General features: G+C 60.2%; 17 protein-coding genes and 1 pseudogene. 6 read left to right on the top strand and 12 right to left on the bottom strand.

Annotation, left to right across the window (positions count from 1 at the left end; translation table 11 throughout):
• Positions 1-107: 107 nt before the first annotated feature.
• The 6 genes and pseudogenes from QD409_RS10790 to QD409_RS10765 all read right to left on the bottom strand — a co-directional run bounded on the left by QD409_RS10790 (position 108) and on the right by QD409_RS10765 (position 4,225).
• Positions 108-1,253: an acyltransferase family protein gene (locus tag QD409_RS10790; RefSeq protein WP_430762709.1), complete on the bottom strand. Its 1,146-nt coding sequence runs from the start codon at positions 1,251-1,253 to the stop codon at positions 108-110.
• Between the two features lie 229 nt (positions 1,254-1,482).
• On the bottom strand, positions 1,483-2,580 hold the full coding sequence (locus tag QD409_RS10785) for an FUSC family protein (protein ID WP_430762708.1): 1,098 nt from the start codon (positions 2,578-2,580) through the stop codon (positions 1,483-1,485).
• Positions 2,581-2,827: 247 nt separating this feature from the next.
• Positions 2,828-3,381: pseudogene (locus tag QD409_RS10780) on the bottom strand (DUF1269 domain-containing protein).
• A 53-nt stretch (positions 3,382-3,434) separates the two neighbouring features.
• On the bottom strand, positions 3,435-3,725 hold the full coding sequence (locus QD409_RS10775) for a hypothetical protein (RefSeq protein WP_092844525.1): 291 nt from the start codon (positions 3,723-3,725) through the stop codon (positions 3,435-3,437).
• A 100-nt stretch (positions 3,726-3,825) separates the two neighbouring features.
• Entirely contained in the window at positions 3,826-3,996 is a 171-nt protein-coding gene (locus QD409_RS10770) for a hypothetical protein (RefSeq protein WP_430762707.1), read from the bottom strand.
• 4 nt (positions 3,997-4,000) lie between these two features.
• A complete protein-coding gene (locus QD409_RS10765) occupies positions 4,001-4,225 on the bottom strand; it encodes a hypothetical protein (RefSeq protein ID WP_430762706.1) in 225 nt (74 codons plus the stop codon).
• 61 nt (positions 4,226-4,286) lie between these two features.
• Between QD409_RS10765 and QD409_RS10760 the strand changes: the two genes are divergently transcribed.
• A complete protein-coding gene (locus QD409_RS10760; protein WP_430762705.1) occupies positions 4,287-4,463 on the top strand; it encodes a hypothetical protein in 177 nt (58 codons plus the stop codon).
• A gap of 15 nt (positions 4,464-4,478) precedes the next feature.
• Here the strand turns inward: QD409_RS10760 and QD409_RS10755 are convergent, their stop codons facing one another.
• The gene (locus QD409_RS10755) at positions 4,479-4,646 is read right to left on the bottom strand and encodes a hypothetical protein (RefSeq protein ID WP_430762704.1); all 168 of its coding nucleotides are present in this window, start codon (positions 4,644-4,646) and stop codon (positions 4,479-4,481) included.
• 237 nt (positions 4,647-4,883) lie between these two features.
• On the opposite strand from QD409_RS10755, the gene QD409_RS10750 reads away from it, so the two are divergent.
• Positions 4,884-5,648, top strand: coding sequence for a putative nucleotide-diphospho-sugar transferase (locus QD409_RS10750; protein WP_430762703.1), 765 nt, complete (start codon positions 4,884-4,886; stop codon positions 5,646-5,648).
• 67 nt (positions 5,649-5,715) lie between these two features.
• On the opposite strand, the gene QD409_RS10745 is transcribed toward QD409_RS10750, so the two are convergent.
• Complete coding sequence (locus tag QD409_RS10745; RefSeq protein ID WP_430762702.1) at positions 5,716-6,645, bottom strand: phytanoyl-CoA dioxygenase family protein; 930 nt, start codon at positions 6,643-6,645, stop codon at positions 5,716-5,718.
• A gap of 97 nt (positions 6,646-6,742) precedes the next feature.
• On the opposite strand from QD409_RS10745, the gene QD409_RS10740 reads away from it, so the two are divergent.
• The gene (locus tag QD409_RS10740) at positions 6,743-7,567 is read left to right on the top strand and encodes a helix-turn-helix domain-containing protein (protein WP_430762701.1); all 825 of its coding nucleotides are present in this window, start codon (positions 6,743-6,745) and stop codon (positions 7,565-7,567) included.
• A gap of 53 nt (positions 7,568-7,620) precedes the next feature.
• On the opposite strand, the gene QD409_RS10735 is transcribed toward QD409_RS10740, so the two are convergent.
• Positions 7,621-8,517, bottom strand: a complete 897-nt coding sequence (locus QD409_RS10735; RefSeq protein WP_430762700.1) for a helix-turn-helix domain-containing protein — start codon at positions 8,515-8,517, stop codon at positions 7,621-7,623.
• A gap of 95 nt (positions 8,518-8,612) precedes the next feature.
• Here QD409_RS10735 and QD409_RS10730 point away from each other — a divergent pair, with 95 nt between their 5' ends.
• The 3 genes from QD409_RS10730 to QD409_RS10720 all read left to right on the top strand — a co-directional run bounded on the left by QD409_RS10730 (position 8,613) and on the right by QD409_RS10720 (position 11,493).
• Positions 8,613-10,175: a 4-hydroxyphenylacetate 3-hydroxylase N-terminal domain-containing protein gene (locus QD409_RS10730; RefSeq protein WP_430762699.1), complete on the top strand. Its 1,563-nt coding sequence runs from the start codon at positions 8,613-8,615 to the stop codon at positions 10,173-10,175.
• A 10-nt stretch (positions 10,176-10,185) separates the two neighbouring features.
• Positions 10,186-10,698 (top strand): flavin reductase, encoded by a 513-nt coding sequence (locus tag QD409_RS10725; protein ID WP_430762698.1) that lies wholly within the window; start codon positions 10,186-10,188, stop codon positions 10,696-10,698.
• A gap of 144 nt (positions 10,699-10,842) precedes the next feature.
• Complete coding sequence (locus tag QD409_RS10720) at positions 10,843-11,493, top strand: glutathione S-transferase family protein (RefSeq protein WP_092844787.1); 651 nt, start codon at positions 10,843-10,845, stop codon at positions 11,491-11,493.
• Positions 11,494-11,507: 14 nt separating this feature from the next.
• Here the strand turns inward: QD409_RS10720 and QD409_RS10715 are convergent, their stop codons facing one another.
• From QD409_RS10715 to QD409_RS10705, 3 genes are read right to left on the bottom strand one after another with little or no spacing between them, the layout of a single operon-like run.
• Complete coding sequence (locus QD409_RS10715) at positions 11,508-12,209, bottom strand: ABC transporter ATP-binding protein (protein WP_430762697.1); 702 nt, start codon at positions 12,207-12,209, stop codon at positions 11,508-11,510.
• Positions 12,206-13,921 carry an ABC transporter permease subunit gene (locus tag QD409_RS10710; protein ID WP_430762696.1) on the bottom strand — a complete coding sequence of 572 codons (1,716 nt, stop codon included), beginning with the start codon at positions 13,919-13,921 and terminating at the stop codon, positions 12,206-12,208. The genes QD409_RS10715 and QD409_RS10710 overlap by 4 nt, the downstream gene beginning before the upstream one ends.
• Positions 13,908-14,777 (bottom strand): branched-chain amino acid ABC transporter permease, encoded by an 870-nt coding sequence (locus QD409_RS10705; protein ID WP_430762695.1) that lies wholly within the window; start codon positions 14,775-14,777, stop codon positions 13,908-13,910. The genes QD409_RS10710 and QD409_RS10705 overlap by 14 nt, the downstream gene beginning before the upstream one ends.
• Positions 14,778-14,833 lie beyond the last annotated feature (56 nt).

Here is a 14,833-nt window from a genome sequence, read left to right as displayed (position 1 = left end):
TGAGGATGCGTCAACTGGTTCTCCGTCTCGATATCCATTTCAATATTGATAATATGTGGGCAGCACCACCAAACCCTGCATCTGCTGGGCTCCCTTGCAAGTTTGCATCAGGCAAAACGGGCCGGAAACATAGCCTTGTAGGAAGCTTCAAGATGCCGCCTCAGCTCATAAAGCAGCGCACAGATCGCAAGCGTGGCAACGGCGATCGGGATAAAGAACGAGACGGACATCAGTCCCATCTGGTCCAGAGCATAGGCAATCAGCAGCATGACCGTCTGATGCAGTACGTAATAGGTCAGGATTGCCCTGTTCAGATAACGGATGACAGCATTCTCGGAATTGCACCAGATTTTTGCATAACCGAGAATGGCGACAATGGCGCACCACTGAAAAGTGCCTGCAAGGATTCTTCCCGCCAGCGCCTGCACCCCTTCAGGCTCGACTGCTGGCAGGGCTGGAAAGAGCAATGTCATAGCCACCGCGCTTGCCACTGCCAGGATCAGGGCGGGCCTTCGCATATTGACGATTGCATCCCAATAGTCATTGCGCATCGCCATCGCCGCTGCGACAAAGAACGACGTGACATAGACGGCATGGCTGTACCAGTCGTCCAGCATATTGGGCGTCGGCGGGAAGGCCGGTCGCAGCACCAGCCTCAGCAGCACGAAGTACAAGGCGGGGAGTATCAGGATCCATTTTCCCGTCAGCCAGATCGCCAGCCGGTCGCCCGCGTTCGTCAGCAGCCGTGGCCACGCCGACAAGGCAAGCGTCAGAAGCGCGGTATAAACCCATAGGTAGGCGAGATACCAGAGATGCTGCATTCCTGCGAGTTCCACATAGCCGCCATCCGGCAGTTGAACCGGCGTCCAGGTCACGTAGTGCCAGAAGACATCATAAAGGCTGATATTAACGCCCAATCCGGCATTGAGGGAAATATACATCTGCGGCGGTATCAGAAATAGAAGACCCAGCAGCAAAGGTATCAGCAATTGCCTTGTACGCGCACTCCTCAGCTCATCCGGAGATTGCCGAGTCAGCAAGATACCCGTCACGGTGCCCGAAATGATGAACAGGAGGGACATTCGCCAGGGATGCGTCCATAAATGAATCATGTCGAAGAGAGGAAAGGTCTGGGGTGCCTTCAGCAGGAACTCTCTCGAGTCGTAGATCAAGCTGACATGATAGATGATCAGCAGCATGAAAGCCGCAACCCTGACAAAATCTAGATCATATCGACGCGGCGTCCTCTCCATAATTTAGCATATTGAACTTTACCCCTTAATGGACCGTCAAAAGGGGAATGTAATAAATCATAGCGCGCGAGATTAAGCTCCGTTTTTGACGACCCCAGACCCAGCATGAAGGTCATCAATATCCTGTAATCGCGCGGCATTTTGCGTCCACCGACCCATCTCAATCCGATCGTCCGAATCTGCGCGCTCAAGGGAAGCAGCGGCCTTCCGAGACGTCGGCCGCCTGCCCTCAGGTGACCTGGCTTTCGCGGATGCGATCGGCGAGGTCGAGAAAGTTCTGGCGCAAACGGCGCAGCGTGAAATCAAGGCCAAAGAGACGCCCGCTTTCGCGGAAGCCGATCGACTGGGCGGCTTTCGAGTTCTGAAACGCTTCGAAAGCGGCTTCCAAAGCGCTATCGGCTTCGGACAGGCGCTCGGAATCGATCTCGCTTCCGTCGCGAAGGGCTTTCCCACAAGCCTGGGCAAAATCGGCCTGAGAACGCATGACCTGTGCAGCCTGCGGCCCGAGCGCCGCAACGACCTCGGCCGGAAACGGGGCTTCGAGCAGATGGCTGACATAGGTCATGTCATTGCGGATGCGCCATAGGGAGCGTGGAATAGCGTCGGAAATTCCCTGCCTTGCGAGCCATAGGGCGCGCTCGCGCTGCGCATCGGTCAACAGTGCCTCCGCAGCCACCAGGGATTGCCGCAGCCCGATATTGGCCTCCGTCGCCGACACCGCTTCTCCCTTCTCGGCGGCTGCCGCGAAAGTGCGCAATATCTGCGCCATCACGTCGAGCGCCGAGGCGAAGCGATCGAGCACCACCGTCCGCGACCGCGTCGGCAGGATGACGAGGCTGGCAAGCACCCCGATGACGCCTCCCAGCGTGATCTCGGCAATCCGGTCGATCACGAAAACTTCCACAGGAACCGCCTGGGAATGCGTGAGCATCACGATTGCCGCAGTCAGCCCGGCATTCCGCAGGCGCGGCTCGCGCATGGAAACGAAGCTGGCGATCCCGACGACACAAATCAGTGCGATCCCGATCGGAAGCGGCTGATGCGGTGTCAGGAAGACTGCAACGCCGCCAAGCACCGCGCCGGCGACCGTCGCCACCAACCGGTCGACGGCCATGCCAGCCGTTGCGCCGACCGAGTTCTGCATGACGATCAACACCGTGAAGACGGCCCAATAGCCCTGCTGGAGATTAAGGAGCTGGGAAAGGCCATAGGTGACCGTGCAGGCAATCATGACCCGCAGCGCCTGTATCGCCGCGCGCTTGGTCTGGATCGAGAAGGTTTTCGGCGGAGCCGGAGGCTCGCTTCGACGAGATGCTGTCTCGGTCATCGTGCCGCTTTCCGGATGGAGATGTGTGTTGACAATGGCCGTTCGGGTCTTGCCCCCTCCCTCTCCTGCGGTGCCGGCGCTATCGACAGCTCCTTTCCAGACAATGGCAGCATTCTTGCTGATGGGAAAGAAGTGCTGCGAAGCGGATCCGCAACGCCATGGCCTTTCAAACCATTGCAATATCGAAATCCGGGCAATCGCTGTGATTGCCCGGATTTCGATAAGCTAAGGATATTACGGCTTGTTGTCAGACCGTCGCTGATGCCGTGACCGAGCCGGGAGATGGCGCAGGCGTGTCGTCGAGAAGCGCCTGTCGCAACCGCGCCTCCTGCTCCGGCGAGAATGAGGTGCGAAGGATCCTCGCATGCTCGCCTTTGAACTCCGCCAGTACCTTTTCCGGCTGGACCTTGCGGATCAGCAGAAAAAGGGCGGAGCTGTTTGCGGGAATGGTTTCAGCCAGCTTCTTGATGAGGTCGTCGTCGATGCCGTAATCCGCCATCGACCCTGCCAGTGCGCCCGACCCTGCGCCAAGCGCACCGCCGACGACCAGGCCCGCCAGAGGGTTCAGAAACAACAGACCGACCAGGGAGCCCACAAGGCACCGGAAAGGCCGCCGCTGGCCGCGCCTGCGGCGGTCAGATTGACGCTCTGCTTGAGCCGAACCTTGCCGCTCTCGTCTCTGACCGCGATGACCGCGTCTTCCAGGTCGATCAGATATTCCTTCTCAAGCTGAACGAGACGGTTGAGAACAGTATCTGCCTTGTCTGCATTATCAAAACCAAGCACCACGAGTTCAGACATCGAAAATCCTCCGGGGTCGTATCGACGTGGCAGCAGATAGTGCACTGCAGCGATTAGTGAACAGCGGTGCTGATCAATCGGTAAGGATGGGTGGCCTTGAACTGCGAGATGACCTCGGCGGCCTGCTTAAGTACTTCGTCCGCACTTTCCGGATCGTCGCGGGCCAGCTCATCGGCGTTGACGCGGATCGCCTCTGCCATATTGCTCGAAAACGCCGCAAACTGCTTGTCGCCTTCGACCAATGCCTCGCGCGCCGCACCTTCCAATGTCAGGGCGACATCGATGAGGATTTCTTCGCGTTCTTCGACGCTCAATTCTTCGATTACTTTCGTTCTATCTTCCATTTTGATCACTCCGAATAGACGTGATTGCGACCGAGCTCGCATAGCCTCGATCAGTAAACACCTAAGAACGGAGAAATTCGGATTCAAGATCCTCAAATCTTCAGCCCATGTTCGGGCAAAGCCGGATCGACCAGCCGGCACGTTCTGCGTCGAGGAAATCCAGCTCGCGCTCGAGCCTGATCGCGACCTTGCGGCCGAGCTGTCTTGCGCGCAGCTTGCGAACGATCTCGCTACATTCGGAATGAGTGGACGTGCGCCGGCGCATGGCCAATCGGCTATTCTTCCCACTCCTCTTCGTCTGCCGAAAGCAGATCAACCAGGATGGCTACCATTCCCGCCGGCAAGTGCCGGCCCTCGCCGATCATGGCTTCGTCGCTATTCACCCAAGCCCATGCTTCGGCAAGCTCGGCCGGTGTCGCACCCGTCGCAATGATGTCGGCCGCAAGCGTTTCATCCGTGGGTCCAAGGACAGAAACAACGTCCTGCAACGTCAATGTCATGTCTCGCTCCCTACCGTTTTCTCGATTGGACAGAGAATAATCTCGATATAGAAGCCTACTGGTGAAATTCCACCGCCACGGCGACAAGTTGCGTGCACCCTTCGATTCCGGCGAGACAATTTGCCTGCGGAATTACTTCAGCCCCCTTCTGGAAATGCTGCAGGCGGAACAGGATCGGGCCGGCATACGCCTGCTTCTGCCGGGTGATGCACCTGGCCACCTGCTGTCTCAATGCTGAAGAAGGTCTGACTCGTCAGAACCCCGGGCCGGCAGGACCGCCCTTCAGGGTGAAGTAAGCAAAGGCCGCTATGAAAAACGCGACGACGGCGACAATCGCCAGCAAACGCTTCAGCCACGGCGGCGTTTGCCGTGGCGGTTTCGGCTTGGGACGGCGCTCAAATTTGACAACATTGTCTGACATGCTACCCGCTTAGCGAAGATTGAACACTTTGCCAATCCAGTATGAGCGCCAGCGAGGCAACCTTTCTGCAACCAACTAAGTCGCTCAACCCAATTCCCGATCCGATCTACGACACACCGGGGGCGTGCAAGTAGGTCGCTGTCAATACCCACAGTCAAAGCAAATGTGCCAGGCTCAAATCGCGAGTGCGTGGCCGGGCATGAGAACAAAATCCACTAAGCTCCCGAAGGTATCTTCTTGAATATACTCAATTCAATTCGCCCCTGGACCGCCCAGCAGCGTGCCTTGATCGTCCCATTCCCCGCAGCGCAGGAGCTCGCCGAGCGCAAGTCTAAAGCGACTGCCGCCGATGGTCCGGTGGTTGCATTTTTTACCGAGGGCAGCTTTTACGAACAGGAAAGTAAGCGCATGTCCCGCTCGGCCGAACGGCTCGGCCTCAAGGTACATGCCACGGCATTGCCGAGTGCCGGTAGCTGGGTGTTGAATGCCGGCCTGAAGCCCGGCTTCCTGTTGCAGGAAAGAGCAAAGCTGCGCGGACCGTTGCTTTACGTCGACGTCGATGCGGTCTTCCATCGCAATCCCTGGCCGGAACTTCGCAAGCTCGATTGCGATATCGCCGTCTACTACGAAGCCGACGGCCGTCTGGTCAGCGCGACCATCCTCCTCAACGACACACCCGCGACGGCGCAGCTTCTGGAGCTTTGGCGGCAGGGATGCCTTGCCAATCCTGACATGTGGGACCAGCTCGTTCTTGAAGAGATCATTGCCGAGGATGAGAAAAGCGCCAATCCGCAGTTCCGCGTCGTGAAGCTACCCGTATCCTTTTGCTGGATCTTCGATCGTGTTGAAAATGAAGAGGTCCGTGAGGTCTTCATTGAGCAGCTTCAGGCCAGCCGGGAGGCAAAAAAGCGCAAGCGCTGGTTCGGCCGCATCGGCAAGCGCTTGAAACGCCGTCGCGACCGGATCGATGACATAGAACGCATCTTGGGCAGCGGGAGCTGACGGGGTTGTCCTTCGCTTCGAATAGCGCTTGAAGCCAGCACTCAATCGCGATCCGACCGCTGCGCGATCACAACATGTCGCCAAGGGACCAATGGTTGCTCCAGCGGGCATCGATCTCGTCTTCGACATTCTGGTATCGGATGTCGGTGGAAAGACGCAGTCGCTGCCGCTCGTCCTGGTTGGTCGTCGAGGCGTGGATCATGAAGGGCGAGTGGAGCATGATGTCGCCCGCCTCGTAGCCGGCGATCAGCCAGCGGGTATCGAAGCGCTCCGCCATGTCAGGCAGATCCTTCGAAACCCATCCGCCTTCCGTCATGTTGCGATTATAAGCGCTCACACGTTCCTCGGGACTGAGATCCTTGTTCTGTTCGGCGAATTCACGCTCCATTTTCGCGCCGATCGCGTGGGATCCCTCGAGATAGGTCAGGCCGCCCATTTCGACGGGAATGTCACCGATGGGAATCCATGTGGTCACGACCCGGCTTGTCCCACCGCGCAGATAGACGAGATCATAATGCGCAGGCGTCGCGGTCGTCGTTCCGGGCCGGACATGGCGCATGATCTTGCGCTTGTGCAGATAGGAAATGCCTTTCAGAAACTCATCCATGAAACGCGCCATGCGCGGCTGCGCGCAGAAGCCCTCGTAAGCTACCGAGCGCACCAATGACATCAAACAGCGGTCCACGACCCTGTTATCGGGGGCGATAGCGGAGGCGATCCCATCGCGCGGATCCGTGCCCGGTGCAATCAGACCAGTGGCAGCCATGTGACCGAACACCCAGCCGCGGAACTCGATGACCTCGTTTCGCGGCAAAAACCCTTTCAGCCAGACATATCCATTCTCTTCATAGAGACGACGGATCGCCGCAACGCCGATGCTCGGATCGGTGGGCGTGAGATAACCGAGCCGATTTGGCGCCGTCGACAGGACCTTCTCATCTGCAACAAGGCCAAGCTTCTTCTTATCAGTCCGCGCCGTCTGCACTGAAATCGACATTTCACTCGCCCGAGATTTGAGTTTATGGCCCGTTGAATCTAGCGAACGAAGCTGCTTTCCTACATGGAGGAAAATGATACTGGACTTTTCGCTCACCATGAAAATGACAGATGCAATCTATCGATCACCTCTCGCCACCATGGGAGGATTGGTGGTCACCGGCAGCGGCAAACAGTATGTCATGCATTCGGTGAAGGCTCGGAAGCTGCCGAGCTATGCGGCCGTTCTGGTCGAGCATGGCCAAGGCTTTCTGGAAACCGATGCAGGCGGTCGTCAAAGCGTGAACGGCCCTGCCCTTTTCTGGCTTTTCCCAAATCGCCAGCACTCATACGGTCCCGATGCCGACGGTTGGAGCGAGCGATGGGCGCTATTCGAAGGCTCTCTTGTGCGTGACTTCCTGCGCTTGCGGCTGATCAGCGAGCAGTATCCGATCACGCCTCTTCGCAACCTCGATCGTGTGCAACGCCTCTTCAGCAGCCTTCACGCCGACCTGCTCGAGGATACGCCCCTCGCCAGAGCTTCGGCCGCTTCGACACTCCATCAGATCGTCATCCTGTCGGCACAGCAAACGAGCCGGGCCAAGCCTTCGCCGCAGGAGGGCCTTGACATTGCAGGGATCATCGATGCCCTTCGCAGGCGAGCGATGGAGCCGCTCGATATGGTGGCCTTCGCCGCCGAGCATGGCATATCGCCCGCAACACTGCGCAGGAAGGTCGTGGCGGAAGTCGGGCTGCCACCGAAAGGCTTTCAGCTGCGGCTGCGTATGGATCACGCCAAGGAGCTGTTGGCCACGACGGATGACAAGATCGAGATCGTCGCCGGCAAGGTCGGCATCGATGATGCGTTTTACTTCTCACGGCTGTTTCACGAGCGGGAAAACTGCACGCCGCGCGAGTTCCGCGCGCAATTCAGAAGAAGCTGAGCTGCCGAGGGATTGGAGACTAACCTTACCATGGCCTCATCGAAACCTGTCGCTCACGCTTCGACATTTCCGTCAGTGGCGTTCCGCTCCAAATTCCGCCGTCGCCAGGCTGCCGGTGCCTCTCCGATCCGCTTGCGGAAGAAACGTGAAAAATAGGCCGGATCTTCAAAGCCCACTTCCCGGCCGATATCCTCGATCGAGCGGATGGTGAACATCAACAGCCGCTTGGCCTCAAGCAGCCGCCGCTCAAGCAGCAGCTCCTTGACGGTGAGCCCGAAAATCTCGCGCGCTGCCTTGTCAAGCAGATGCGGGGTCGTGGCGAGCAGCTCAACGTATCGGCCGACCGGCCAATCGCTCCTGTAGTGACGATCGACAGCGCTTCGCAGCGACAGGGCAAGAGCGAGCGTCGGCGAGGCTGCCGGCAATGCAGCGCTGCCGCCAAGGCGGCCAATCAGCGAGAGCACGACGCCGATCAGTCCCAGCATGACTTTTTCGCCCTGACCGCCGCGATCTGCATATTCGGCGCTCACCATTTCCAGCAGGGCATCGACCCGCTTCCACGATGGATCTTCGGGTCGGCCCGTCAGAAAAGTCGGCGTATCGAGGCTGAGATCCACCTGAGGCGCAAGCGCCTTCAGCGTATCGTCCGAGACGGACACGACGATAGCATCCGACTGATCGTCAACCTCGAATCCGTGGATGATATTGCTCGGCACGAAGCTGATGGTCGGAGCGGAAAAATTCCAAGTGCTGTCTTCGATGCGATAACGGCCGCCGCCCTTGAACCAATAGGTAATCTGCCCCATCGACGGATGCTTGTGCGACGCGACATGCCCGAAATGCAGCGTTTTCCGGTCCATGACCGTCTCGACATGCAAGAATCCGACATCAAGCACGCGGCTGGGCTCACCGTAGACAAAGAAATTCGGGATCTCGTTCTTCTGCGACATGCCAGAAAAAGTACCAGCGAATTGCCTCCTTTGTCCATGGCCGCAATTGCGGCGGCGACGTAGCATCAGCCATGATCTCAAGGGAGGAATACGAGATGCGAGCTGAAGACCACCGCGGCGACAAGACCCGTCCTTTTACCGGCGCCGAGTATCTGCAAAGCCTGCGCGACGGCCGCGAAGTCTATATCAACGGCGAACGCATCGTCGATGTGACGGCGCATCCATCCATGCGCAATTCCGCCCGCTCGATCGCGCGGATGTATGATGCGCTGCACGACGAAAAGACCAGGGAGCGGCTGACCGCGCCGACCGACACCGGCTCGGGCGGCTACACCCACAAATATTTCCGAGTGGCAAAATCCTCCGCCGAACTCGTCGCGCAGCAGGGCGCCATCGCCGATTGGGCGCGCATGTCCTATGGCTGGATGGGCCGCACCGCCGATTACAAGGCCGCCCTCATGAACACGCTCGGCGCCAATGCCGACTGGTACGGTCCGTTCAAGGACAATGCGTTGTCCTGGCACAAGCGCGCGCAGGAATCCGTGCTGTTCATGAACCACGCGATCGTCAATCCACCGATCGACCGCCACAAACCGGCCGATGCCGTCAAGGATGTCTTCGTCCACATCACCAAGGAGACCGATGCCGGCATCTATGTTTCCGGTGCCAAGGTGGTGGCGACGTCCTCGGCCCTCACCCATTACAATTTCCTTGCCCAAAGCTCGGCGACAGTCACGGAAGATCCGTCGCTGTCGGTCATGTTCATCGTTCCGATGAATGCGCCCGGTATCAAGATGTTCTGCCGCGTCTCCTATGAGCAGACCGCCAATACGGTGGGGCACCCCTTCGACTATCCGCTATCGTCACGCTTCGACGAGAACGATGCGATCCTGGTGCTCGACAACGTCTTCGTGCCCTGGGAAGACGTGCTCGTGCTGCGCGATGCGGCCAAGATCCTCTCCTTCCATCCGGCCTCCGGCTTCATGCATGGCTATTGCTTCCAGGGCTGCACGCGTTTCGCCGTCAAGCTCGACTTCATCGCCGGACTGCTGGCGAAAGCACTGCGCGCGACCGGCGGCGATGCCTTCCGCGGCAATCAGGCGGCACTCGGCGAGGTTATCGCGCTCCGCCACATGTTCTGGTCCTTCTCCAACGCCATGGCCTACAATCCGCAACCCTGGGCCAATGGCGCAGTGTTGCCGAACATGGAAGCCGCCCTTTCCTATCGCACCTTCATGTCGGAGGCCTATCCGCGCGTCATCGAAACGGTGCGCAAGGTCGTCGCCTCCGGCCTCATCTACCTGCCGTCCTCCGCCAAGGATTTCGGCAATCCGGAGATCGACCGCTATCTCGCGCAGTATGTACGCGGCTCCAACGATATGGGCCATATCGAGCGCATCAAGATCATGAAGCTGCTGTGGGACGCGACCGGCACCGAGTTCGGCGGGCGGCACGCTCTTTATGAGCTCAACTATGCCGGCGCGCCGGAGGAAGTCCGGCTGCAGGTGCTGAAAGGTGCCGAGCGCGGCGGGCGGCTGAAGGAAATGGAGGCCCTCGTCGATCGCTGCATGAGCGATTACGACGAAAACGGCTGGACCGGAGATACCTGGCTTCCGCCGCTTGGGCAAACCTCCCCTATCCGCAACGCCGCCGAGTGAGACCGTTGCCATGGAGGAGCAACTCTCGAAAACCGAATTCCGCAACGCGATGGCCAGGGTCTGCGCCCCGGTCAACGTGATCACCACCAACGGCCCTGCCGGGCGGGGCGGCTTCACAGCGACGGCCATGTGCAGCGTCACCGACGAGCCGCCGACGCTGCTGGTCTGCATGAACAGCCGCTCGATGCAAACGGCGCTCTTCTTCGAAAACCGTCGCTTCTGCGTCAATGTCCTGACGCAGGAGCACAAGGAGCTGGCCGGCTATTTCGCCGGTCAGCGCGCCGAGATGGAAGAGCGCTACGCCGCTGCGGAATGGATCAACTTCCGCTCCGGCAGCCAGGCGCTTTCCGACGCCATTGTCTCCTTCGATTGCCGACTGACGGAGGCTCGCCTCGTCGGCACCCATCATATCTTCATCGGCGAAGTGATTGATATCCGCAGTCGCAGAGATGGGCACGCCCTTCTCTATTTCGACCGCAACTATGTGCATGTGCCGACCCAGACGGGCAGCTTCGGCGGTTAAGTGCCGGGACGGGGACGTTGCCGGAGCGCGCGGAGGACGGCTGACACGCAATGCCGACCGATGATCGCCCCATAGCGACGACGCGCTTTCCTTTCTGCAACGTCTGAAAGCTGCTAAGATCGACTCCACGGGATGGAGGCGCCGATGAGCGATCTGGTTCTGAACACTTTCGATTGGGTTCCCGAGAAGCCGCGTGGTTATGTCCGTGACCTGCGCGTCCGTTGGGCTATGGAAGAGGCCGGGCTCCCGTACAGCGTCAGAGGCGTGCCGTTTCGCGATCGGGATGCCGAGCATTTCGCCCACCAGCCTTTCGGCCAGGTGCCGTGGCTGACCGATGGCGACATCTCGATCTTCGAGAGCGGCGCGATCCTGCTTTACCTCGGAGAGCGCAGCGATGTGTTGATGCCCTCCGATCCGCATGGCCGCAGCAAAGCGCTGGAGTGGTTGTTTGCCGCCCTCAACTCGGTGGAAATGGCAAGCCTGCCCTGGTCGATCATGATGTTCTCTGGCCACACCGATGACACGCCGGCCTGGAACCGCTTGCAGCAATTTCTCACTGCCCGGCTCCAGCGTATGGAGCCGGTATTGGCCGCACGCGAATGGCTGGCGGGCACCTTCTCCGTCGCCGACATTCTCATGGCGGATGTGCTGCGTCTCGTCGACCGATTCGACGGATTGGCGGAATATCCCGCCTGCCGCGATTATGTGGCGCGCGCCCTTGAGCGCCCTTCATTCGCGAAGGCACATGCGGACCAAATGGCACATTTCGCGGCCGGAGACAGCGCCAGACATTGACGGTCACGTGACCGTCAGGCCGCAGCATCTCCGAGATAGAGACGATGCAGATGCGCCGGATCGCCGGCGAGCGTCGCGCAATCGCCATCATAGACGATCGCCCCTCGGCGCAGCACATAGGCGCGGTCGCCGATCGCAAGCGCGAGCGCCGCGAACTGTTCGACTAGAATGACCGCCATGCCGGCATCGGCCAGTTGCCTAACAGCCCGCATCAGGCGGCTGACAATGACAGGCGCGAGACCAGAGGACATTTCGTCGATCATGATCACCTTCGGCCGTGTCAGCAGCGAGCGGGCGATGACGACCATCTGCTGCTCGCCGCCGGACAACATGCCGGCCTTGATGTCACGGCGCTGACGCAGCTCCGGGAACAGCTCGTAAGCCTCCTTGAGATCGGCGGCGGAATCGAGCGCGACCTTGAGATTTTCCTCCGTGGTCATCTCCGGAAAGACGGTTCGTCCCTGCTCGACGTGGCTGATGCCGGCGCGGGCGCGCAGACCGGCGCGCAGCTTCAGAAGCTCCGAGCCGTCCATGGTGACCGAGCCGGCCGCGGCTGGGATGATGCCCGACAGGCTTTCGAGCAGCGTGGTCTTGCCCGCACCGTTCGAGCCAAGCAGCACGCTGATCTCGCCACTCGACACGGCAAGATCCACGCCGCGAACGACCGGGATACCGGATCGGTTGACGACGAGGCCGTCAATGGAAAGTGCGGTCATTCGGCGGCCTCTTCAAGTTCGATGCCCATATAGGCCTTCTGGACGATCGGCATGGCAAGCACGCTTTGCGGGGCGCCGTTGGCGATCACGCGTCCGAAATCGAATACCGTGATCGCCGAGCAGGCCCGCCGCACGAGATCCATGTCGTGCTCGATCAGAAGCACGGCACTACCGAAGGTTTCGGGTATGGCGGCGATGCGCTCACCAAGCTTGACGGCATCGGCATAGGATTGGCCGGCGGCTGGCTCATCGAGAAGGATCACGGGCGGGCGCGAAGCGACGACGCCGGCGACATCGAGCAGACGCCGCGTACCCGCATCGATCGACGCAATCGGCGCATCGGCCGGCGGACAATCAAACCATTGCAGAATAGCGGAAAGTTCGTCATCGCTGATGGCGCCTGCGGCGAGCCGGACATAGCTTCCGACGCTGAGCTCCGGCGCAATGCGGGTCGTCTGCCAGGTGCGGCGGATGCCCAATCGAGCCCGACTCGTTGCGGAGAGGCCTTCGAGGGGCTTGCCGTTGAGCTTCACCGAGCCGTCATAGCGCGCGAGAAATCCTGCAATCGCATCGACCATAGTCGACTTACCGGCACCGTTCGGCCCGACAAGACCGACAACCGTGCGCGCAGGCACCTTGAGATTGACCTTGTCGAGTGCGACCACAGCACCGTAGCGGACGGTCAGATCGCTGACCTCGAGCGCCAGTCCCGGTTCGTGCGCCGCGGTGGCCGGCAAGCGGCCGGCTTCGCGGTGAGCGGAAGCTTTCCTGCCCCCCGGCAGCACCTTGCCGGCAAGCCGTGCCCAGGTCTCGCTGATGGTTTCGCCCGACGAAAGGGCGTGCACCGCACCGATGGCGAAGAAGACATTGCCGACATCCTGCGGCAGATTGAGCCTGCGCAGAAGTTCCGGAAACAACGTGATTAAGATGCCGCCGATGACAGCGCCGAGCGTGAAATGCGCGCCGACCATCGTCGCCACGGCAAAGAGCGCAAGCGACTGCATCATCGAGAAGTTTTCAGAAACCAGCGTTCCCAGATAGCCGGCGAGAAGGCCGCCCGACACGCCGGAAATGAAGGCGCTGATGGCGAAGGCGCTGAGCTTGGCGCGTGGTATCGAAACGCCATGAGCCGCCGCTGCCCGCTCCGAATGCCGCACCGCAAGCCAGGAAGCCCCAAGCCGCGAACGGCTGACGAATTCGAGGCTAACGGCAATTACACCATAGGTAAGAAGCACGAAGAGGAAGAAGCTGCGGTCGCTCTCAAAAAGCTCCGGACGCACGACCTGCGTAAAGGTCGTTTGACCGGGAAAGGTGATCGTCGCCAGTACGGTGTCGAAGGCAGCTGCGAAGCCGAGGGTGACGATTGCCAGATTGATGCCGCGCAGACGCAACGCTGGCAGGCCGATGGCAATACCGACCGGCACGGCCGCAAGGCCGCCAATGATCATCCACACGATAAGACCGCCAGGCGCCTCGATGACATTTAGATATCCCGTGACCCAGGCGCCGACGCCGGCAAAGGACATCTGACAGAGCGAGATCATGCCCGTGCGGCCGGCGACGAGACCAAGGCTTTGCAGGGCGATGCCGGTGATGAAGACGGCCGTGAGCAGAAACACCCAGTATTTGGGCAACAGCAAAAGAATGATTGCGCCGACCGCGGCAAGCGACAGGGCCGTGACGGCGGCGGCGCGGAAACTAGCGTGCTTCATCCCAGCGGGCTCCTCTTTGCGACCATAGGAGGACGGCAAGAATGACGATGAATGGAACGGTGCTTCGATACTGGCTTATTAAATCGATGGTGCTGACCGCACCCTCCAATACGCCGATCGTCACGCCGCCTAGAAGGGCAGCGCGGAAGCTGGCGAAGGCGCCGATCAGCGCAGCAGCCAGAGCGGGCACGACGAGCAGGCTCAGCGACGAGAAATCGGGGGAGCGCAACGGCGCGATAATCATCAGCGCGAAGGAGGTCACGCCGCCGGTCACAGCCCAGACGCCGAGCGCCAGCAGCCGTACGCGGATGCCGATCAGCTCAGCTGCCATCGGCCGCTGCGACAGGGCTCGCAATTGCAGTCCTATCCGAGTGCGCGCGAGGAATTGCTCCGTCAGCACGGTGAAGACGACGGAGAGAAGCAGTGTCGTGACGGCCGCCCAGGTGACTTCGACGCCGGCAAGGCGGAAGGCCGATCCGGGGATCAGTTCGGGGAAATAGTGCGGGTGCTGGCCGCCGGTCAGGCGCAGGCCGATGGCGATGATGCCAACCAGAAGCGCCGCCGTTACCGCCGCTTTGGTCGATGCGTTGGCGTTGGCAAACCAGGTTGTCATAACGAGCCCTATCAGAACCCCGGCCAAGGCGCCGACAGCAATGCCCAAGAGCGTTGCCGGCAGCAACGGCATGCCGGCCTCGTGCAGCGCGACCATGATGAAAGTACCCATGGCGCCGATCGCGGCACCGGTAAAGTTCACCACGGCCACCAGGCGGTAGGTGAAGATCGCGCAGACGCCTAGGATGGCATAGGCGCCGCCTGCAGAAAGACCAGCCACAGCGGCTGTAAAGAGAGCGTTCATTACGGAACTCCGGAAGCGGGCATTTCCGCCTCACCAGATCAGATCATCGTCACGGC

This window comes from Rhizobium sp. BR 315 (assembly GCF_050577975.1).
Lineage (GTDB): Bacteria > Pseudomonadota > Alphaproteobacteria > Rhizobiales > Rhizobiaceae > Rhizobium > Rhizobium miluonense.
The sequence above is the reverse complement of the archived record's forward strand: the minus strand, read 5'-3'. Positions and strand labels throughout refer to the sequence as shown.